The following is a 19,710-nucleotide window of genomic DNA, read 5'->3' as shown; positions in this document are numbered from 1 at the left end:
ACTACTACGACCACGGATATCTACCGGGGAACTCGTTCGGAAACGGGGCCTGTGCACAAGTTGGCCGCCCGGCGTCCCGTCCCGGTCGAGTCGACTTGACCCCGAGCCGCACCGACTGTCGGTGGCGTGCGTCAGACTGGTCTCCGGCAACCCAGCCGACGACGAAGGCCAGCAGGGCGAAGAGCCAGCAACAGCAGGAGGCGGTTTCCGGTGAAGATCCGGGTGGAGCGCGATGTACTCGCGGAGGCAGTGGCCTGGGCGGCCAAGAGCCTCCCGGCCCGTCCGCCGGTGCCCGTCCTCGCGGGCCTGCTGCTGAAGACGGAGGACGGCACGCTCAGCCTCTCCGGCTTCGACTACGAGGTCTCCGCGCGGGTTTCGGTGGACGCGGAGGTGGAAGAGGAGGGCACGGTCCTCGTCTCCGGCCGGCTGCTCGCCGACATCTGCCGTGCGCTCCCCAACCGCCCGGTGGAGATTTCCACCGACGGTGTACGGGTCACCGTCGTCTGCGGCTCCTCGCGGTTCACCCTCCACACCCTTCCTGTGGAGGAGTACCCGGCCCTGCCGACCATGCCCACCGCCACCGGCACCGTCCCCGGTGAGGTCTTCGCCGCGGCCGCCGCCCAGGTCGCCATCGCCGCCGGCCGCGACGACACCCTCCCGGTGCTCACCGGCGTACGCATCGAGATCGAGGGCGACACCGTCACCCTCGCCTCCACCGACCGTTACCGCTTCGCGGTGCGCGAGTTCCTGTGGAAGCCGGAGAGCCCGGACGCCTCCGCGGTCGCGCTGGTCCCCGCCAAGACGCTGCTGGACACCGCCAAGTCCCTGAGCAGCGGCGACACCGTCACGCTGGCGCTGTCCGGCTCCGGGCAGGGCGAGGGCCTGATCGGTTTCGAGGGTGCCGGCCGACGGACCACGACCCGTCTGCTCGAAGGCGACCTGCCGAAGTACCGCACGCTCTTCCCGACCGAGTTCAATTCGGTCGCCGTGATCGAGACCGCCCCGTTCGTCGAGGCCGTCAAGCGTGTGGCGCTGGTGGCCGAGCGGAACACCCCGGTCCGGCTGAGCTTCGAGCAGGGTGTGCTGATCCTGGAGGCCGGCTCCAGCGACGATGCACAGGCTGTGGAGCGGGTCGACGCCGATCTGGACGGCGACGACATCTCGATCGCCTTCAACCCCGGCTTCCTCCTGGAGGGCCTGTCGGCCATCGACTCCCCCGTGGCGCAGCTGTCCTTCACGACGTCCACCAAGCCCGCGCTGCTGAGCGGCCGGCCGGCCAAGGACGCCGAGGCGGACGACGCGTACAAGTACCTGATCATGCCGGTGCGGCTGTCGGGCTGACGGCCGGGAGAGCGCGGGCCACGCGGGTGGCGGACGCCGGGTCCTTCCGGCGGCCGCCACCGCACGACGGCCCTGGCCAGGTGCCTTGCGGCGCCCGGCTGACCGGGCCCCGATGAGCGGCTGAGCCCACAGGTGTGCGCGGACCCGCGGGCGTAGGCTCGGTCCCGGGTACACCAGCAACGACTACGTGCAAAGAGGGTCTCTGATGGAGCTCGGTCTCGTCGGTCTCGGCAAGATGGGCGGCAACATGCGCGAGCGCATTCGCCGCGCCGGCCACACCGTCGTCGGTTACGACCGCAACCCGGACCTGGCGGATGTGAGCAGCCTGCAGGGGCTTGTGGAGAAGCTCAAGGGTCCGCGGGTGGTCTGGGTCATGGTGCCGGCCGGTGCCGCCACCCAGGCCACGATCGACGAGCTGGCCGAGCTGCTCTCGCCGGGCGACATCGTCGTGGACGGCGGCAACTCCCGCTGGACCGACGACGAGAAGCACGCCGCGGAGCTGAAGGCCAAGGGCATCGGCTTCGTCGACTGTGGTGTCTCCGGCGGCGTCTGGGGCCTGGAGAACGGCTACGCCCTGATGTACGGCGGCGACAAGGACGATGTCGCCAAGGTGCAGCCGATCTTCGACGCGCTCAAGCCCGAGGGCGAGTTCGGCTCGGTGCACGCCGGCAAGGTCGGCGCCGGCCACTTCGCGAAGATGGTCCACAACGGCATCGAGTACGCGATGATGCAGGCCTTCGCCGAGGGCTGGGAACTCCTGGAGAAGGTCGACTCCGTCACCGACGTCCGGGAGATCTTCCGCTCGTGGCAGGAGGGCACGGTCATCCGTTCCTGGCTGCTCGACCTGGCCGTCAACGCCCTCGACGACGACGAGCACCTGGAGAAGCTGCGGGGCTACGCCGCCGACTCCGGTGAGGGCCGCTGGACGGTCGAGGCCGCGATCGACAACGCCGTGCCGCTGCCCGCGATCACGGCCTCGCTCTTCGCCCGCTTCGCCTCGCGGCAGGACGACTCCCCGCAGATGAAGATGATCGCCGCGCTGCGCAACCAGTTCGGCGGCCACGCGGTGGAGAGCAAGAAGTAACGACACCGCACGCACGCAGCAACAGAAGCACCAGGCAGTAGCAGCCGGGGGAGGTCGGCGCCCAGCCATGCACGTTTCGCATCTGTCCCTCGCCGACTTCCGCTCGTACGCCCGGGTCGAGGTTCCGCTCGAGCCGGGCGTCACGGCTTTCGTGGGCCCCAACGGCCAGGGCAAGACCAATCTGGTCGAGGCGGTCGGCTATCTCGCCACGCTCGGCAGCCATCGCGTCTCCTCGGACGCCCCGCTGGTGCGGATGGGCGCCGAGCGGGCGTTCGTCCGGGCCGCGGTCGTCCAGGGCGAGCGGCAGCAGCTGATCGAGCTGGAGCTCAACCCGGGCAAGGCGAACCGCGCCAGGATCAACAGGTCGTCGCAGGTCAGGCCGCGGGACGTGCTGGGGATCGTACGGACGGTGCTGTTCGCGCCGGAGGATCTGGCGCTGGTCAAGGGCGATCCGGGGGAGCGCCGGCGCTTCCTGGACGAGCTGATCACCGCGCGCTCGCCGCGGATGGCCGGGGTGCGCGCGGACTACGACCGGGTGCTCAAACAGCGCAACACCCTGTTGAAAACCGCCGCGTTGGCGCGGCGGCACGGCGGCCGGCAGATGGATCTGTCCACCCTCGACGTCTGGGACCAGCATCTGGCCCGCGCGGGCGCCGAGCTGCTGGCGCAGCGGCTCGATCTGATCGCCGCGCTGCGGCCGCTCGCGGACAAGGCCTATGAACAACTGGCGCCGGGCGGCGGGCCGCTGGCGCTGGAGTACCGCGGTTCTGCGGGCGAGGCGCTCGCCGACGCCACCAGCCGCGAGGAGCTGTACGGCGTGCTGCTGGCGGCGCTCGGTGAGGCCCGCAAGGGCGAGATCGAGCGCGGGGTGACGTTGGTCGGCCCGCACCGCGACGACCTGGTGCTCAAGCTGGGGCAGCTTCCGGCGAAGGGGTACGCCAGCCACGGCGAGTCCTGGTCGTACGCGCTGGCGCTGCGGCTGGCCTCGTACGACCTGTTGCGGGCGGAGAGTCCCATGGGCGGGCCCGAAGGGCCCCCGAACGGGGGCGGGCGACGGGCGGGCGAACCCGTGCTGGTTCTCGACGATGTCTTCGCCGAGTTGGACGCGCGGCGCCGCGAGCGGCTGGCGGAACTGGTGGCGCCGGGCGAGCAGGTGCTGGTGACGGCCGCGGTGGACGACGATGTGCCGGGCGTGCTGTCCGGGACGCGCTTCGCGGTGTCCGGCGGCACCGTGGAGAAGGTGACCCCATGAGCGAGGAGCAGCCCGACCGGCCCCGGCCGCCGGAGCTCTCCGGGGTGGACCTGGCCCGTCAGGCGCTGGTGGCCGCCAAGGAGCAGGCGCGGGCGCGGGGCGCGGCCGCGCAGCAGAAGAAGCAGGCCCGGCGCGGTGGGCTGCGCTCGGGGGCGCGGGCGGACGGCCGCGATCCGCTGCCGCTCGGTGCGGCGATCAACCGGCTGATCACCGAGCGCGGCTGGGAGACCCCGGCGGCGGTCGGCGGGGTGATGGGGCGCTGGCCCCAGCTGGTGGGGCCCGAGGTGGCACAGCACTGCGAGCCGCAGAAGTACGACGAGGACGCCCGGGTGCTGACCGTGCAGTGCGATTCGACGGCCTGGGCGACGCAGCTGCGCCTGCTGGCCCCGACGCTGGTGGCCCGGCTCAACGAGGATCTGGGGCACGGCACCGTAAAGGTGATCAAGGTGCTGGGACCCGGTGGTCCCGCACGGCGATACGGGTCGCTGCGCGCACCGGGGAGCACGGGCCCCGGCGACACCTACGGCTGAGCCCCCGACCCCATGGATGACCTGCCGAGAACCGCTGTATACGGGTGAGGCGGGTGAGACTCCGCTCACGGTAGCCACCGGTTGACAGTCCGAAGCGCTGAGTGCCCGTGTGAGCGTCCTGAGGCCCCGTCTCGGATATGGGGAGTCGGCGGACGCCAGTTCAGGGCGGCACATGACGACTCAGGTACCTGCAAACCCCCATGAGTGTCAGCGCCACCGGTACACTGGTAGCAATCCCGCCCACTCGCGGAACATGTCGAACGACGCAGCCGCTCCCGCCTGTCCTCCTGGGGTGACCCGCACAGGCGCGGAAGGGCTTGTGCTGTGCCAGAAAGGGCGCTTCGTGGCCGACTCCGGCGACCTCAACGAGAACAACACGGCTTCTACTGAAGAGGGGGTTCCTGTCGGCCCGACGGGCGACTCCGCGGTGGAGAAGTCGTACGACGCCAGCGCGATCACCGTCCTCGAAGGCCTGGACGCGGTCCGCAAGCGTCCCGGCATGTACATCGGCTCCACCGGTGAGCGCGGTCTGCACCACCTCGTGCAGGAGGTCGTCGACAACTCCGTCGACGAGGCGCTGGCCGGCCACGCCGACACCATCGACGTGACGATCCTGGCCGACGGCGGCGTGCGCGTCGTCGACAACGGCCGCGGTATCCCCGTCGGCATCGTGCCGTCCGAGAACAAGCCGGCCGTCGAGGTCGTGCTGACCGTCCTGCACGCCGGCGGCAAGTTCGGCGGCGGCGGGTACGCGGTCTCCGGTGGTCTGCACGGCGTGGGTGTGTCCGTCGTGAACGCGCTGTCGCAGCGGGTCGCGGTGGAGATCCGCACGGACGGCTTCCGCTGGACCCAGGAGTACAAGCAGGGCGTGCCGACCGCGCCGCTGGCCCAGCACGAGGCCACCGAGGACTCCGGCACCTCGGTCACCTTCTGGGCCGACGGCGAGATCTTCGAGACCACCACCTACAGCTTCGAGACGCTGTCGCGGCGCTTCCAGGAGATGGCGTTCCTCAACAAGGGGCTGAGCATCTCGCTCAAGGACGAGCGCCCCGACCACGTGGACGAGGACGGCAAGCCGCTCGCGGTGCGGTACCACTACGAGGGCGGCATCGTCGACTTCGTGAAGTACCTCAACTCCCGCAAGGGCGAGCTGGTGCACCCGACGGTGGTCTCGGTGGAGGCCGAGGACAAGGAGCGCAACCTCTCCGTCGACCTCGCGATGCAGTGGAACACCCAGTACAGCGAGGGTGTCTACAGCTTCGCGAACATCATCCACACCCACGAGGGCGGTACCCACGAGGAGGGCTTCCGCGCCGCGCTGACCGGCCTGATCAACCGCTATGCGCGCGACAAGAAGCTGCTGCGTGAGAAGGACGACAACCTCACGGGTGAGGACATCCGCGAGGGTCTGACGGCGATCATCTCGGTCAAGCTCGCCGAGCCGCAGTTCGAGGGCCAGACCAAGACCAAGCTGGGCAACACCGAGGTCAAGACCTTCGTCCAGAAGGTGGTCCACGAGCACCTCAACGACTGGCTGGACCGCAACCCCAACGAGGCCGCGGACATCATCCGCAAGGGCATCCAGGCGGCCACCGCGCGCGTGGCCGCCCGTAAGGCGCGTGATCTGACCCGCCGCAAGGGGCTGCTGGAGACCGCGTCGCTGCCCGGCAAGCTGAGCGACTGCCAGTCCAACGACCCGACCAAGTGCGAGATCTTCATCGTCGAGGGTGACTCCGCCGGCGGCTCGGCCAAGTCCGGCCGTAACCCGGAGTACCAGGCGATCCTGCCGATCCGAGGCAAGATCCTCAACGTCGAGAAGGCCCGGGTCGACAAGATCCTCCAGAACAACGAGGTCCAGGCGCTGATCTCGGCGTTCGGCACAGGTGTGCACGAGGACTTCGACATCGAGAAGCTCCGGTACCACAAGATCATCTTGATGGCGGACGCCGATGTCGACGGTCAGCACATCAACACCCTGCTGCTCACCTTCCTCTTCCGCTTCATGCGTCCGCTGGTCGAGGCCGGGCACGTCTACCTCTCCCGCCCGCCGCTGTACAAGATCAAGTGGGGCCGGGACGACTTCGAGTACGCCTACTCCGACCCGGAGCGGGACGCGCTGATCGAGCTCGGCAAGCAGAACGGCAAGCGGATCAAGGACGACTCGGTCCAGCGGTTCAAGGGTCTCGGTGAGATGAACGCCGAGGAGCTGCGGGTGACGACCATGGACACCGACCACCGGGTCCTCGGCCAGGTCTCCCTGGACGACGCGGCCCGCGCGGACGACCTGTTCTCCGTGCTCATGGGCGAGGACGTCGAGGCGCGCCGCTCGTTCATCCAGCGCAACGCCAAGGACGTCCGCTTCCTCGACATCTGAGCCCTGTCGGCCCTTCCAACAGCCGCAGCTCGAAAGGACTTTGAACCACCATGGCCGACGAGAACCCCCCTGTGACCCCGGACGGCGTGACCGCCGAGGGCGCGCCCGCCGCCATCGAAGGCGTCGGGATGCGCGTCGAGCCCGTCGGGCTCGAGACGGAGATGCAGCGCTCCTACCTCGACTACGCGATGTCCGTCATCGTCTCGCGTGCGCTCCCGGACGTCCGGGACGGCCTCAAGCCCGTCCACCGCCGCGTCCTGTACGCGATGTACGACGGCGGCTACCGCCCCGAGAAGGGCTTCTACAAGTGCGCCCGCGTCGTCGGGGACGTCATGGGTACGTACCACCCGCACGGCGACTCCTCGATCTACGACGCCCTGGTCCGCCTGGCCCAGCCCTGGTCGATGCGGATGCCGCTGGTCGACTCCAACGGCAACTTCGGCTCCCCGGGCAACGACCCGGCGGCCGCCATGCGGTACACCGAGTGCAAGATGGCGCCGCTGTCGATGGAGATGCTCCGGGACATCGACGAGGAGACCGTCGACTTCCAGGACAACTACGACGGCCGTAACCAGGAGCCGACGGTCCTGCCGGCCCGCTTCCCCAACCTGCTGATCAACGGCTCGGCCGGTATCGCCGTCGGTATGGCCACCAACATCCCGCCGCACAACCTGCGCGAGGTCGCGGCCGGTGCCCAGTGGGCGCTGGAGCACCCGGAGGCCTCCCATGAGGAGCTGCTGGACGCGCTGATCGAGCGGATCAAGGGCCCGGACTTCCCCACCGGTGCGCTGGTGGTGGGCCGCAAGGGCATCGAGGAGGCCTACCGCACCGGCCGCGGCTCGATCACCATGCGCGCGGTGGTCGAGGTCGAGGAGATCCAGAACCGCCAGTGCCTGGTCGTCACCGAGCTGCCCTACCAGGTCAACCCGGACAACCTCGCGCAGAAGATCGCCGACCTCGTCAAGGACGGCAGGATCGGCGGCATCGCGGACGTCCGCGACGAGACCTCCTCCCGTACGGGCCAGCGCCTGGTCATCGTCCTCAAGCGGGACGCGGTCGCCAAGGTCGTCCTCAACAACCTCTACAAGCACACCGATCTGCAGACCAACTTCGGTGCGAACATGCTCGCGCTGGTCGACGGGGTGCCCCGCACGCTCTCGCTGGACGCCTTCATCCGTAACTGGGTGACGCACCAGATCGAGGTCATCGTCCGCCGGACGAAGTTCCGCCTGCGCAAGGCCGAGGAGCGGGCCCACATCCTGCGCGGTCTGCTCAAGGCGCTGGACGCCATCGACGAGGTCATCGCGCTGATCCGGCGCAGTGAGACGGTCGACGTCGCGCGCGAGGGCCTGATGGGCCTGCTGGAGATCGACGAGATCCAGGCGAACGCGATCCTGGAGATGCAGCTGCGCCGGCTGGCCGCCCTGGAGCGCCAGAAGATCACCGCCGAGCACGACGAGCTGCAGCGCAAGATCAACGAGTACAACGCGATCCTGGCCTCCCCGGAGCGGCAGCGCCAGATCATCAGCGAGGAACTCGCCGCGATCGTCGAGAAGTTCGGCGACGACCGGCGCTCCAAGCTCGTGCCCTTCGAGGGCGACATGTCCATCGAGGACCTGATCGCCGAGGAGGACATCGTCGTCACGATCACCCGTGGCGGCTATGTGAAGCGGACGAAGACGGACGACTACCGCTCGCAGAAGCGCGGCGGCAAGGGCGTCCGGGGCACCAAGCTCAAGGAAGACGACATCGTCGACCACTTCTTCGTCTCCACGACCCACCACTGGCTGCTGTTCTTCACGAACAAGGGCCGGGTCTACCGCGCCAAGGCGTACGAACTCCCCGACGCCGGACGGGACGCGCGGGGCCAGCATGTGGCCAATCTGCTCGCCTTCCAGCCGGACGAGCAGATCGCGCAGATCCTGGCGATCCGCGACTACGAGGCCATGCCGTATCTGGTGCTCGCCACCAAGGCCGGCCTGGTGAAGAAGACGCCGCTCAAGGACTACGACTCGCCGCGCTCCGGCGGTGTCATCGCGATCAACCTGCGCGAGCAGGAAGACGGTACGGACGACGAGCTGATCGGCGCCGAGCTGGTGTCGGAGCACGACGATCTGCTGCTGATCAGCAAGAAGGCCCAGTCGATCCGGTTCACGGCGACGGACGAGGCGCTGCGCCCGATGGGCCGGGCCACGTCCGGTGTGAAGGGCATGAGCTTCCGCGAGGGCGACGAGCTGCTCTCGATGAACGTGGTTCGCGCCAACACCTTTGTGTTCACCGCCACCGACGGCGGGTACGCGAAGCGCACCGCGGTCGACGAGTACCGCGTCCAGGGCCGCGGCGGTCTGGGCATCAAGGCCGCCAAGATCGTCGAGGACCGGGGCTCGCTGGTCGGCGCGCTGGTCGTCGAGGAGACGGATGAGATCCTCGCGGTGACGCTCGGGGGTGGCGTGATCCGTACGCGGGTCAACGAGGTGCGTGAGACGGGCCGTGACACCATGGGCGTCCAACTGATCAACCTGGGCAAGCGTGATGCCGTCGTCGGCATCGCATGGAACGCCGAGGCCGGTCGCGAAGCCGAAGAGGTCGACGGGGGCGCGGAGCCCGACGAGACCGAGGCGGCGGAGACCGTGCCCGCGCAGACCGAGGGCGAGCAGCCCGCGGAGTAACACGAGGAGTAGATCGTGAGTGGAGCCACGGGCGCTGCGGCGGGTGGACAGGGAGCCGAGAAGGGCTCCTCGTCCGGACCCGCGACCGTGACGGAGGACAGCGCCCGTGGCTCTGCCGTTTCCGGCACCGGCCCCGGGGACGAGGGCGGGCAGCAAGGGGAAGCCGTGACCGATACCCGACAGCCGCAGCCGAAGCCCCGGCCGGAACCCCAGGGGAAGGCCGGGAGCGGCGCACAGCAGCCGTACCAGCCGCCTCAGGCGTACCCCACCGAGGACGGGCAGAAGGACGGGCAGGCGGTCCGCCGGCCCCGTACGGGCGCCACCACGGCCCCGCGGACCCGCAAGGCCCGGCTGCGGGTGGCCCGCGCCGATCCGTGGTCGGTGATGAAGGTCAGCTTCCTGCTCTCGATCGCGCTGGGCATCTGCACGGTGGTCGCCGTCGCGGTGCTGTGGATGGTCATGAACGCGATGGGCGTCTTCTCCACGGTCGGCGGGACGATCAGCGAGGCCACCGGCTCCGGTGACGGCGCGGGCTTCGATCTCCAGGCGTTCCTGTCGCTGCCGCGGGTGCTGCTGTTCACCTCGATCATCGCGGTGATCGACGTGGTGCTGGCGACGGCGCTGGCCACGCTCGGGGCCTTCATCTACAACCTGTCCGCGGGCTTCGTCGGGGGAGTGGAGCTCACGCTCGCCGAGGACGAATGAGTCCTCGGGGGAGGTCGCTCGGGAGGCTCCGGGAACCGATTTTGGGAACGCCTCTGAAGTGCGCTAATCTTCTGGTGCAGCGAGCGCGCGGCTATAGCTCAGACGGTTAGAGCGCTTCCCTGATAAGGAAGAGGCCCCAGGTTCAAGTCCTGGTAGCCGCACTGCACAATCGGCCCGGCCGGGGAACTCCCCGGCCGGGCCGATTCGTTGTACGGACGCGGAAGTTGGCTCGCGACGGGCGCCCCGGAAGAGGTGTTGCCGACCGCGGGCTAGGTAACCGATCGGTATCGGTCGGTGTGTATCATCGGCCGACATAGGTCCCCTACGTCAACGAAAGACGAGGTCGCGCGGTGAAGAAGCTTCTCCTGGTCGCACTGGCCGCCATCGGCGGGCTCCTCGTGTACCGCCAGATCCAGGCGGATCGCGCCGAGCAGGATCTGTGGACGGAGGCGACCGACTCCGTGCCCGCAGGTTCGGGTGTCTGAGACCCCCCACACGCACAGCAGGTTCGTACGGACCCCGATTGCCCCCGGGCGGTCGGGGTTTCGTGCATCCAGGACCCTTGTGGGTTTGCTATAGCACATCATTAGCTTGCAAAAGCAAAGGCTCCGTCGGCCGTGGGGCCGATGAGGCGCCAGGGGCACCGGACACGGCGTGGTGACGACCCTGCCGGGGGTGGTGGCATCCACTGTCGGCCGTCGGCCGGTGGCCGGTGGAGTTGACGTTTCACGTGGAACATCCGCTGCGGAAGGGCGTCACGTCCGCGCAGACCCATGGGTGCAAGGGGCCGGGCGGCCGTCGCCATCAGCCGTGCTGTGACGAGGAGTTCGCCAATGAGTCCGGGCCCTCGGGGTACGGGACGCCGGATGGCGGTGGAGGATGGTCCACAGGACGTGACGGGCAGGCGCACGGCAAGCCGCGTACCGGTGGCGGGAATTCGAATCCGATGAGGGGTGGCTCGTGGTGACGGGGCGCACGACGTACAGGGGCATAGCCGTGCTGGCGGCGCTCGCCGCGGTGCCGGTCCTGCCGGGGACGGTGGGGGTGGCCTCCGCCGATGACGTCCCCCACTACCGCATGGCGGCCGGCGCCACGGCGACTCACGGCAAGCCGGACGCCTCGCACGCACCGCGGCTCAGGCCCGGACTGCACACCGACTCCATCAAGCGCGGCGAACAGAAGTGGTACGCCGTCACCCTGGACGCCAGGACCAGCGCGTACTTCTCGGCCGTTGCGGCACCCACACCCGGCACCAAGGTCGCGGACTACGGCGACAAGCTGACCCTCACCGTCCAGGACAGCAGCGGCGCGACCTGCGGCTCGGAGGCCCGGCCGTCGTTCAGCGGCGGCGGTATGGCGTATCCGATCGCCGACTACGCCTCCCGCCGCATCGGCGCCGACCGTACGGAGTGTCAGGAAGCCGGCCCGTACTACCTCGTGATCAGCCGCGAGGGAACGAAGACGTCCGGCGCCGCCGCCTGGCCGCTGGAGCTCGACTACGTCAATGAGCCCCCGCTCAAGGGCAATACGCCCGCCAAGCCCGGCAAGGGCACCTGGAGCACCGAGACCCCCGCACCGCCTACGGACCACACCAGGCGCAAGGCCAGGGGCGGCACCGGCTTCAATGACGCGGGCCCGGTCGCCACGGGGATCTGGACGGACCGGATCAGGCCGGGCGAGACCCGCTTCTACCGCGTACCGGTGGACTGGGGACAGCGGCTCAACCTGAGCGCCGAGCTGCCGAACGCCAAGTCGACCCGTGCCTCCGCCTTCCTCGCCAGGATGCTCGGGCTGGGTGTCTACAACCCCGCGCGCGGCGCGGTCGGCAACCCCCGCTTCGTCCCGTACACGGGGAAGCCGGCCGCCGTGAAGCTGTTCACCGCGCCCGTCGACTACGGCAACCGCTTGGACTCGACCGACGCGGTCAGCGCGATGCGGTTCGCGGGCTGGTACTACCTCGCGGTGAGCCTCCATCCCGATGCCGCGCAGTACTTCTCCCACGGCGCGGAACTGACCCTCCGGGTGGATGTCCGCGGCACCGCCAAGGCCGGACCCGGCTACGCCGCGCCGGCCGGCATCTTCTCCGTCACGCCCGAGGACCGGGACGCGGCACAGAAGGGCCGGACCGCACTGGAGGCGGGGAAGAACGGCACCTTGATGACGGTGGCCTACGCCGGGATCGGGACGGGCGTGCTGCTGCTGGTGGGACTGGGGGCCTGGACGCTGGTGGCGAGGCGGTCCGCGGCCGCCGCGGGGCGCCCGTCGGCCGGGCCGGGGGTCGCGGGTGGGCCGGGCGGACCGCCCGTGCTGCCGGGGCAGCCGACGGACACCACCCAACAGGCGCCGCAGAAACCCCCGTTCGGGCCCCCACAGGGCTGGTAGCGGGCCTCTGCGGGCCGGGTGCTGCCCACCCCGGGCCCCAGCCCGAACGGCCCCGTGGCGGCCCGTCAGGCGGCGATCAGGGCCCAGACGCCGACCGCGATGCACAGCAGCGCCACGATCAGCACCGGGACCGCGACCTTCGGGGGCGGTCCCGGCTTTCGGTGCGGCGCGGGGCGTGCCCTGCCCGGCACGGTGCCGGCGGCGCCCGCCGGGGCCTGTCCGGGGACCGGGAGCGGGCCCGCCGTGTAGGGGCGGGTCGCGGAGTGTTCCGGGTGTGCGGCGGTCGGCTCGTACGCCGGCGCCGGGGGCGGTGTCGGCGTAGGCGTAGGCGTATGCGGCAGACCGGACGGTGCGGGCGGGGGGCCGGCCGGGGTGCCCTGGCCGGTGGGCGGACCGCCGTGGCCGGTGAAGGTGCCGCCGTGGCCCGTGGATGCGTCGCCGTGGCCGGTGGGCGTGCCGCCGTGGCCCGTGAGGGCGTTGCCGTGGCCGGTGGGTGTACCGGTCGGTGGTGCCTGCGGCTTCGGGGCCGGCGGTGCGGGGGCCGGCGTGGGTGTCGAGGCCGGCGGTGCCGGGGCCGGCGTCGGCGGGGTGCTCGGCTCCGGCGGGGCGAGCTGGAAGCTGCCGGTGTCCGACATGGAGATCTGCCCGGTGGTCCCCGTACCGCTGGTGGCGCCGGACGTCGCGGGTCCCGCCGCGTCCCGGGTACGCAGCGGCCCGTCCGGCCCGAAGCCGGCCGGCAGCGGCCCTATGTGATCGAAGACCTCGACGATCTCGTCCTCGATGGTCGCGTCCGGCAGCAGCTCGACCACCGACAGGATCGCCTTACGTGCCCCGGTGGCCGTCTTGAAGCGCGCATCCGGGTCCGGGTGGACCAGGGAAGCCAGCACCTGCCACAGCGGCTCCGGGACGTCCTCGGGCGCGTTCGGGATGCCACAGGGGCCGAAGTGCCGGGCGATCCCCTCGGCGTCCGGCTTGGTCCCGGTGATCAGATAGAGCGCGACCAGGCCGACGGCGAACAGGTCGGCGGGGAAGTCCGGTTCGGCGCCGAGCAGTTGCTCCGGGGCGAAGTAACCGGGCGTGCCCACCACGTAGTTGGCCTCGGTGAGCCGTGGCTCGCCCTTGCGCATCGCGATGCCGAAGTCGGACAGCCGCAGATGCGGCCGCCCGGTACCGGTGGCCTCCAGCAGGATGTTCGCCGGTTTGATGTCGCGGTGCACCACACCTTCCGCGTGCACCGCGGTCAGCCCGGCCAGCAGCTGGTCCAGCAGGGTGCACACCAAACGCGGCGGCAACGGGCCGTAATCCCCGATCAGATGGGCCAGCGAGCCGCCGTTGACCAGGTCCATGGTGAACAGGACCTTGTCGTCGTCGGCGGCCCAGCTGGCCGGGGCCAGCACATGCGGATGGTCGATCCGCATCGCCTGTTCGCGGACGAAGCGCAACAGGGTGTGCGCGTCGCTCTGCTGCAGCACCTTGGCGGCAACGTAGCGGCGGCGCCGGGCGTCCCAGGCGCGCCAGACCGCGCCGACCCCACCCCGCCCGATCGGGTCGATCAGCTCGTACCGACCGGCGAAGACCTCACCCATTGCGCCCCGTCCGCTTTCTGAAGTCGCGACGTCCCCTGTGGCTAACTCTGGTGCGCCTCGTAATGGGCGACCGCGTCCGCGGTGCGGCCGGCACCGTAGACCCGGAGGAACTCTGCCAGTTCGGGGTGAGCCGGGGCGAGGGTGTTCGCCGCATCGATGATGTCCCCGGCGTCGGAGACCGACCGCAGCAGCGACTGGATCTCGCGCACCACGCGCCGCACCGTGGTCGCCCCCGTCGACGAGGTCTGCTGCGCGGTGTTGTTCAGCACCGAGCCCCCTGCCGTCTTCTTGATCTCCTCCATGCGGTCGGTGGCCTCGGCGGCGCTGACGCTGCCGTCGGCGACCTGGCCGGCCAGATCCTGCAGCGCCTGCACCCGCTGCACCACGGCCGGGTTGCCTATCTTGGCGCGCTGCCCGCTCATCAGCTGGGACAGCATCGGGGCGGACAGCCCGAGCACGGCGGCCAGCCGGGCCTGATTCAGCCCGAGATCGTCAATGAGACGGCGGAACAGCGCACCCAGAGGCTCCCCGTACCAACTGCGCTGTAGCTCCCGGGCCCGCGCGGTGGCTTCCTGCTGTGCCGAGTCCATACCCTCTCCCCTGTCTCCCCGATCGCTTCGCTGCCGCGAATCTCGCGAAGCATCCTACGGAGAGCGACGGTGTGCGGCGATACCCGGTCGGGAAAGCGGCCGGACACCGGGTACCCTGGTCCGCGAAGGGGCCTTAGCTCAGTTGGTAGAGCGCTGTCTTTGCATGGCAGATGTCAGGGGTTCGACTCCCCTAGGCTCCACTCCCAAAAGCCTTCCCGATCGGCGAAATCGCTGGTCAGGAGGGCTTTTCAGGTTTCTGACGGAGTGTTGGCCCCGCTCGGCGCCGCAGCCGTCGGCCGTATGTGACCGGGCCGGGCCCGCCGCCCCTCCTCGGGGTGACGGGCCCGGCCCGTGCGTTGCCGGTGTTCGGGGGTCAGGCGTTGCGGCCGCGTTCGTCGGCGTCGGCCTGCTTGGCCTGGACGTCGGGGTCCAGTGCCGCGCCCTCGCTGCCGTCGACCGCGCTCAGCCGACCGCGGTCGCTGACCTCGGTGGGCGCCGGCGGCTCGACCAGCCAGTCCGGGTTCGCCTGCTTGTCCCACCACTTCCAGGCGGCGATCGCGGCGCCGGCCAGGATGCCCAGCACGGTGAGGCGCTTGGCGGCCTTGCCGCACTTGGCCCGCCGGCTGTGCTTCTTCTGGAGCTTGGCGATCTCGGCGGCCGTCACCTGGCCGCGGAGTGCGGCGAGCGCGGCGGTTCCGCGGGCGAGTGCCTCGTCGCGGACCGGCTCGGCCGCGGCACGGGCGTGGGTCACCGCGTGCTCCAGCCGCGGTGCCGTGTAGTCGGCCGCCTGGCGGGCCGCCTTACGGGTCCGGCAGGCAGCCCGGGTCGCGGCGGCGTCCACCTTGGGCGGCAGCGTGCCACGGGCGTGCTCGATACGCGGCAGCAGATGCGCGTCGTACTGCGCACGGGCCTGATGAGCGGCCTCGGCCATCTTGGGAGCCGCGCGCGTGCGGGCCTCGTGCGCGAAGTGCACGGCGGCTTCCTTGGCCGTACCGGCATACGGAGCCACCACCTCCGCGGCGTGCCGCACGCTGTCCTTGGCCGTATCGGTCGCGGCGCGCACGCTTTTCTTGCGGGTCACGGGATCCTCCTCCTCGGTGGCGTGTCCGGGGCTTGGGGGTTGTTCCCCCGTGTCTTCTCTGTCGCCTGTCCACCCGTTTGAAGATCATGCCCGCTCATGGGGCGCATGGCATGTGCGAGCGGGCATCCGGGTCATTACGGACGTTCCGGAGTCTTGTTGATGACAATGCCATGAATTGCCGCTCCGAGGGCAGGAAATCGATACGAAATCCGTGAAGAAGTGCGGGTCAGACGGCGCGCGCACGCGGCGCCGGGGACTTCGGCGGGCCGGTCCGTGCGAGGATCGGAAACCGTCAGCGAAGACTTATGGAAGGTAGATCGTGGCTGAGCAGCTCTACGCCACCCTGAAGACCAACCAGGGCGACATCGAGATTCGGCTCCTGCCGAACCACGCACCGAAGACGGTCAAGAACTTCGTCGAGCTCGCCAAGGGTGAGCGGGAGTGGACCCACCCGGCCACCGGCAAGAAGTCCACGGACCGGCTGTACGACGGCACCGTCTTCCACCGCGTGATCAGCGGTTTCATGATCCAGGGCGGCGACCCGCTCGGCAACGGCACCGGCGGCCCCGGCTACGAGTTCGGGGACGAGTTCCACCCCGACCTGGCCTTCAACAAGCCGTACCTGCTGGCCATGGCCAACGCCGGACCGGGCACCAACGGCTCGCAGTTCTTCATCACCGTCGGGGCGACCGCCTGGCTGACCGGCAAGCACACCATCTTCGGTGAGGTCAGCAACGAGGCGAGCAAGAAGGTCGTGGACGCCATCGCCGCCACGCAGACCAACCCGCGCACCGACCGTCCGCTCCAGGACGTCGTGATCGAGTCGGTGACCGTCGAGACCCGCTGACCCGCGTCATCAGCCCCGGCCCGGTCCGGGGAACCATTGCGCCCCGCCCGGTCGTACATCAGGCGGGGCGCGACGCTCGTCCACGCGGCCGGGGCCGGGCGAGAAGACGAAGCGCTGACGCACCCCGGCGGAGAAGAGGACGAGGGACGGATGGATCAGGTGCCAGGCAGCCCGAAGGAGCCGCAGGACGAGCGGAGTGACGATGGCCTGCCGGGCTGCCACCGCCACCCTGATCGCCCCACCGGCATCCGCTGCACCCGCTGTGACCGGCCCATATGCCCTGAGTGCATGGTCAGCGCCGCGGTCGGTTTCCAGTGCCCGGACTGTGTGCGCAGCGGTGGCGGCACCGGACATCCGCCGCAGGCCGCCGCACCGCGCACGATCGCGGGCGGCACGATCGCGGCCGATCCGCGGCTGATCACCAAGATCCTGCTGGGCATCAACGCCGCCGTGTTCCTCGCCGTACTGGCGACGGGCGGTGACCTCAGCCCACTGGTCGGCCGGCTCGATCTGCTCGGGCTCGCCGCCGACCCGAGCCGGTATCAGCTGGTCGGCGTCGCCGAGGGCGAGTGGTACCGCCTGCTGACCGCGATGTTCCTGCACCAGCAGATCGCGCACTTCGCGTTCAACATGCTCTCGCTGTGGTGGCTGGGCCCGCCGCTGGAGGCGGCGCTCGGCCGGCTGCGGTTCATCGCGCTGTATGTGCTCGCCGGTCTGGGCGGCAGCGCCCTGTCGTATCTCCTCGCCGCGCAGAACCAGCCCTCGCTGGGCGCATCCGGCGCGATCTTCGGGCTGCTCGGCGCGACCGCGGTGCTGCTGCGGCGGCTGAAGTACGACATGAAGCCGGTGCTGATCCTGCTCGGCCTCAACCTGGCCTTCACGTTCCTGTGGCCGCACATCGCCTGGCAGGCCCATGTCGGCGGCCTGGTGGTGGGCGCCGCGGTGGCGTTCGGGATGGTGCACGCGCCGCGCGACCGCCGGACGCTGGTGCACGCCGCGACCTGTGTGGTGGCGCTGCTGGCGATCATCGCCCTGGTGTGGGTACGGACTCTGCAGCTGATGGGCTGAGAGTCCGTTCCGGCATGTTGTCCACAGTGCGTGGCCGCTCTTGTGCAAGCTGTGCGGAACCCTCGTTCCGGTCCGCTCCGGCCTGCGTTTCCCCAGTAAGCAGCGGGGGAGCCGGCGGCCGGACGACGGTGCCGCCGATCACACCGGCGTCAACCTCCGGAGGGTTATCCACAGATCTTCTGAAGTTTTCCCCGGCTGTGGATAACCGTGTGGATGGCCTTGGGCAGGGCTTGCGCTACTTCCACTGAGTGGATACGCCGAAGCCCACCGCGATGAATCCGAAGCCGCAGACGATGTTCCAGTTGCCCATGGCCGCGATCGGCAGATCGCCCTCGGAGACGTAGAACATCACGATCCACACCAGCCCGATCAGGAACATCGTCAGCATCAACGGCGCCACCCACCCGCGGCCTGAGCTCATCTTCAGGTTGGTGGTCTTCGCCGGCGGCGGCGTGAAGTCGTCCTTCTTGCGGATCCGTGACTTCGGCACGAGGAACTCTCCTGTCGATGCGCTGCTCCCCCGCTCGCGGCATCGTTCGAGCGGGCGGTGCCCCCATCCGCGAGGGAGGTACGAGGTGCGCCTGGGCGCGGACGCGGTGGGGAGCGGATTCCTTTCCCGGGCGTCCGTTAGCGTAGTGCTTCCGTGGCGCCGTAAGGAGTAAGGGTACGTTGAGTAATTCCGCTGACTCCGCCGACCGCCCCGCCCGGTCACGCCTGCGGCCTGTGCGCCTTCTCACCCTGGTCGTTTTCGCACTCGCCGGACTGCTGTTCTGGCTGAGCTTCGACACCGCACGGGGCACGAATCTGCGCTCGGACGACTCGATGCTGCGGCTGTCCGACCTCATTCAGGAACGCAGCCACAAGAACGGTGGCCAGGACGACCGTATCGCCATTCTGCGGGGCGAGGTCGACGCCCTCGCGCAGCGCGACAACGGCAGCTCCCGGGCCGAGGAGTCCAAGCTCAAGGCCCTGGAGAAGAACGCCGGCACCAAGCCGTTGAAGGGCCAGGGCGTGACGGTCACGCTCACCGACGCCCCGCCGAACGCCACCGCCAAGATCCCCGGGGTGCCCGAGCCGCAGCCCAACGACCTGGTCATCCACCAGCAGGACCTGCAGGCCGTGGTGAACGCCCTGTGGCACGGCGGCGCCAAGGGCATCAAGGTGATGGACCAGCGGCTGATCTCCACCAGCGCGGTGCGCTGCGTCGGCAACACCCTGATCCTCCAGGGCCGGGTCTACTCCCCGCCGTACAAGGTCACCGCCGTCGGCAACCGCGAGGCCCTCATCAACGCGCTGACCGCGGCCCCCGCCATCCAGAACTACCTCCAGTACGTGAACGCCTACGGCCTGGGCTGGAAAGTAGACCAGCACGAGGCGGTGACTCTGCCCGGCTACTCCGGCACAGTGGATCTCCACTACGCACAGCCTGTGAAGCCGTAGCCCGCACGCCGCGGGCACCGGGGAGGGGCGGGGCCGGATGACGGTGCGGGGCGGGACGACGGTGCGGTGGATCGTGCGGACGCTCAGCGAAGTCTGTGTCACCGCCGGGGCGCTGATCGTGCTCTTCGTGGCCTACCTCCTCTTCTGGACCGGGGTACGCGCCGACAGCGCCATGGACGGTGAGCTCGGCAAGCTCCGGCAGCAGTGGTCCAGAGCCCCGGACGCCGCACCCGACCGCACCCCGGCCCCGGACGGCGACTCCACCCCGGCCGGGCGGCCCCGCCGCTACGCCCCGGGCGCTCCCTTTGCCGTCATGTACATCCCCCGGCTGGGCGCCGACTGGACCAAGCCCGTCCTGCAGGGCACCGCGACCGACACCCTCAAGCGCGGCCTCGGCCACTACGCCCGCACCGCCCGGCTCGGCGAGACCGGCAACTTCTCCGTCGCCGGGCACCGCCGCACCTATGGCGACCCCTTCAAGGACTTCCCACGGCTGCGCCCCGGAGACGCCGTGGTACTGAGCGACGGCACGACCTGGTTCACCTACCGCATCGACAACCGTCCCTATACGACGCTGCCGGGCGACATCGGGGTGATCGACCCCGTACCGCGGAAATCCGGTTTCAACGGGCCCGGGCGCTATCTGACCCTGACCACCTGCGAGCCGGAATGGGGCCACAGTCACCGGCTGATCGCCTGGGCACACCTGGATTCCACCCAACCCGTGGCGCAGGGAAGGCCATCGGCTTTGACCGGCTGAC

Annotated in this window: 17 protein-coding genes and 2 tRNA genes; 15 read left to right on the top strand and 4 right to left on the bottom strand. The window is 70.0% G+C overall.

Features of this window, described 5'->3' with window-relative positions; translation table 11 throughout:
* Window positions 1-210 precede the first annotated feature (210 nt).
* From dnaN to ACFW5B_RS00390, 10 genes are all read left to right on the top strand, one after another.
* The gene (gene dnaN, locus ACFW5B_RS00435) at window positions 211-1,341 is read left to right on the top strand and encodes a DNA polymerase III subunit beta (RefSeq protein ID WP_030075713.1); all 1,131 of its coding nucleotides are present in this window, start codon (window positions 211-213) and stop codon (window positions 1,339-1,341) included.
* 205 nt (window positions 1,342-1,546) lie between these two features.
* Window positions 1,547-2,425 (top strand): phosphogluconate dehydrogenase (NAD(+)-dependent, decarboxylating), encoded by an 879-nt coding sequence (gene gnd / locus ACFW5B_RS00430; RefSeq protein WP_386430978.1) that lies wholly within the window; start codon window positions 1,547-1,549, stop codon window positions 2,423-2,425.
* A 67-nt stretch (window positions 2,426-2,492) separates the two neighbouring features.
* Window positions 2,493-3,677, top strand: coding sequence for a DNA replication/repair protein RecF (recF, locus tag ACFW5B_RS00425; protein ID WP_386430976.1), 1,185 nt, complete (start codon window positions 2,493-2,495; stop codon window positions 3,675-3,677).
* Complete coding sequence (locus ACFW5B_RS00420; RefSeq protein WP_386430974.1) at window positions 3,674-4,207, top strand: DUF721 domain-containing protein; 534 nt, start codon at window positions 3,674-3,676, stop codon at window positions 4,205-4,207. The genes recF and ACFW5B_RS00420 overlap by 4 nt, the downstream gene beginning before the upstream one ends.
* A gap of 319 nt (window positions 4,208-4,526) precedes the next feature.
* The gene (gene gyrB, locus ACFW5B_RS00415; RefSeq protein WP_386431656.1) at window positions 4,527-6,581 is read left to right on the top strand and encodes a DNA topoisomerase (ATP-hydrolyzing) subunit B; all 2,055 of its coding nucleotides are present in this window, start codon (window positions 4,527-4,529) and stop codon (window positions 6,579-6,581) included.
* 50 nt (window positions 6,582-6,631) lie between these two features.
* Window positions 6,632-9,250, top strand: coding sequence for a DNA gyrase subunit A (gene gyrA / locus ACFW5B_RS00410; RefSeq protein ID WP_386430972.1), 2,619 nt, complete (start codon window positions 6,632-6,634; stop codon window positions 9,248-9,250).
* Window positions 9,251-9,265: 15 nt separating this feature from the next.
* A complete protein-coding gene (locus ACFW5B_RS00405; protein ID WP_386430970.1) occupies window positions 9,266-9,955 on the top strand; it encodes a DUF3566 domain-containing protein in 690 nt (229 codons plus the stop codon).
* 87 nt (window positions 9,956-10,042) lie between these two features.
* Window positions 10,043-10,116, top strand: a tRNA-Ile gene (locus ACFW5B_RS00400).
* Between the two features lie 189 nt (window positions 10,117-10,305).
* A complete protein-coding gene (locus ACFW5B_RS00395; protein WP_003958712.1) occupies window positions 10,306-10,440 on the top strand; it encodes a DLW-39 family protein in 135 nt (44 codons plus the stop codon).
* A gap of 475 nt (window positions 10,441-10,915) precedes the next feature.
* Window positions 10,916-12,337 (top strand): hypothetical protein, encoded by a 1,422-nt coding sequence (locus tag ACFW5B_RS00390; RefSeq protein ID WP_386430968.1) that lies wholly within the window; start codon window positions 10,916-10,918, stop codon window positions 12,335-12,337.
* Between the two features lie 65 nt (window positions 12,338-12,402).
* Here ACFW5B_RS00390 and ACFW5B_RS00385 read toward each other — a convergent pair whose 3' ends face one another.
* Window positions 12,403-13,923 carry a serine/threonine-protein kinase gene (locus tag ACFW5B_RS00385; RefSeq protein WP_386430966.1) on the bottom strand — a complete coding sequence of 507 codons (1,521 nt, stop codon included), beginning with the start codon at window positions 13,921-13,923 and terminating at the stop codon, window positions 12,403-12,405.
* Window positions 13,924-13,964: 41 nt separating this feature from the next.
* Window positions 13,965-14,513, bottom strand: coding sequence for a helix-turn-helix domain-containing protein (locus ACFW5B_RS00380; protein WP_386430964.1), 549 nt, complete (start codon window positions 14,511-14,513; stop codon window positions 13,965-13,967).
* Window positions 14,514-14,640: 127 nt separating this feature from the next.
* Here ACFW5B_RS00380 and ACFW5B_RS00375 point away from each other — a divergent pair.
* Window positions 14,641-14,713 (top strand) — tRNA-Ala (locus tag ACFW5B_RS00375).
* A 173-nt stretch (window positions 14,714-14,886) separates the two neighbouring features.
* On the opposite strand, the gene ACFW5B_RS00370 is transcribed toward ACFW5B_RS00375, so the two are convergent.
* Window positions 14,887-15,594: a DUF5324 family protein gene (locus tag ACFW5B_RS00370; protein WP_386430962.1), complete on the bottom strand. Its 708-nt coding sequence runs from the start codon at window positions 15,592-15,594 to the stop codon at window positions 14,887-14,889.
* 319 nt (window positions 15,595-15,913) lie between these two features.
* Here ACFW5B_RS00370 and ACFW5B_RS00365 point away from each other — a divergent pair, with 319 nt between their 5' ends.
* Window positions 15,914-16,441, top strand: coding sequence for a peptidylprolyl isomerase (locus ACFW5B_RS00365; RefSeq protein WP_386430960.1), 528 nt, complete (start codon window positions 15,914-15,916; stop codon window positions 16,439-16,441).
* Between the two features lie 150 nt (window positions 16,442-16,591).
* Window positions 16,592-17,509, top strand: a complete 918-nt coding sequence (locus tag ACFW5B_RS00360; RefSeq protein ID WP_386430958.1) for a rhomboid family intramembrane serine protease — start codon at window positions 16,592-16,594, stop codon at window positions 17,507-17,509.
* A 235-nt stretch (window positions 17,510-17,744) separates the two neighbouring features.
* On the opposite strand, the gene crgA is transcribed toward ACFW5B_RS00360, so the two are convergent.
* Complete coding sequence (gene crgA, locus ACFW5B_RS00355; RefSeq protein WP_386430956.1) at window positions 17,745-17,999, bottom strand: cell division protein CrgA; 255 nt, start codon at window positions 17,997-17,999, stop codon at window positions 17,745-17,747.
* 179 nt (window positions 18,000-18,178) lie between these two features.
* Here crgA and ACFW5B_RS00350 point away from each other — a divergent pair, with 179 nt between their 5' ends.
* Together ACFW5B_RS00350 and ACFW5B_RS00345 are read left to right on the top strand one after the other, a co-directional pair.
* Window positions 18,179-18,949, top strand: coding sequence for a DUF881 domain-containing protein (locus tag ACFW5B_RS00350; RefSeq protein ID WP_386430954.1), 771 nt, complete (start codon window positions 18,179-18,181; stop codon window positions 18,947-18,949).
* 37 nt (window positions 18,950-18,986) lie between these two features.
* The gene (locus tag ACFW5B_RS00345) at window positions 18,987-19,709 is read left to right on the top strand and encodes a class E sortase (protein WP_386430952.1); all 723 of its coding nucleotides are present in this window, start codon (window positions 18,987-18,989) and stop codon (window positions 19,707-19,709) included.
* The last annotated feature ends 1 nt before the right edge of the window (window position 19,710 follow it).

The sequence above is a fragment of the Streptomyces sp. NPDC058773 genome, from assembly GCF_042746015.1.
Lineage (GTDB): Bacteria > Actinomycetota > Actinomycetes > Streptomycetales > Streptomycetaceae > Streptomyces.
Note: the sequence above shows the minus strand (reverse complement) of the source record. Positions and strands in the feature narration are given on the sequence as shown.